This is a genomic window from Enterobacter cloacae complex sp. P13B, from assembly GCF_014895915.1.
Lineage (GTDB): Bacteria > Pseudomonadota > Gammaproteobacteria > Enterobacterales > Enterobacteriaceae > Enterobacter > Enterobacter bugandensis.
Genome location: NZ_JADBQN010000084.1, coordinates 1 through 654, shown reverse-complemented (window position 1 = coordinate 654; position 654 = coordinate 1). Strand labels below are relative to the sequence as shown.

Here is a 654-nt window from a genome sequence, read left to right as displayed (position 1 = left end):
TCCCGCTATATTAACGGAAAAATTACCCGCGTGGCGGTCAGCGCCGTTGAGCTGACGGGCACCCGCTATGCGGTGTACCAGCTGACGGTGGAGCCGGACCTGTGGCCAATGAAGCGCGACCGTAACCTGCGTATTTTCCAGGGCCAGACTGTGCCGCAGATTGTGAAAACCCTGCTGGGTGAGCATCAGGTCAACGTTGAGGATAAACTCACCGGCAGCTACCGGGTCTGGGACTACTGCGTGCAGTATCAGGAGTCGAGCCTGGACTTCATCAGCCGCCTGATGGAGCTGGAGGGGATTGCGTATCACTTCAGCCACGATGCGGACAAGCACACCCTGGTGCTGACTGACGCCGCCACGCAGCATCAGCCTTTCAGCGGCTATGAGGTCATTCCTTACCACCAGACGCCGTCCGGCGGCAGTACGGATGAAGAGGGCATCAGCCAGTGGGCGCTGGAGGACAGCGTGACGCCGGGGATTTACAGCCTCGACGACTATGACTTCCGCAAGCCGAACGCGTGGCTGTTCCAGGCCCAGCAGAACCCGGCGTCGCCGAAGCCGGGCAGCATTGACGTGTACGACTGGCCGGGTCGCTTTGTGGACAAAGGTCACGGGGAGTTCTATGCCCGTATCCGTCAGGAGCGCTGGCAGGAG

Annotated in this window: 1 protein-coding gene; it reads left to right on the top strand. The window is 61.0% G+C overall.

What is annotated here, in order from left to right; all coding sequences use genetic code 11:
• A partial coding sequence (locus IM273_RS21850) for a type VI secretion system Vgr family protein (RefSeq protein ID WP_193055626.1) occupies positions 1-654 on the top strand: 654 nt, incomplete at both ends.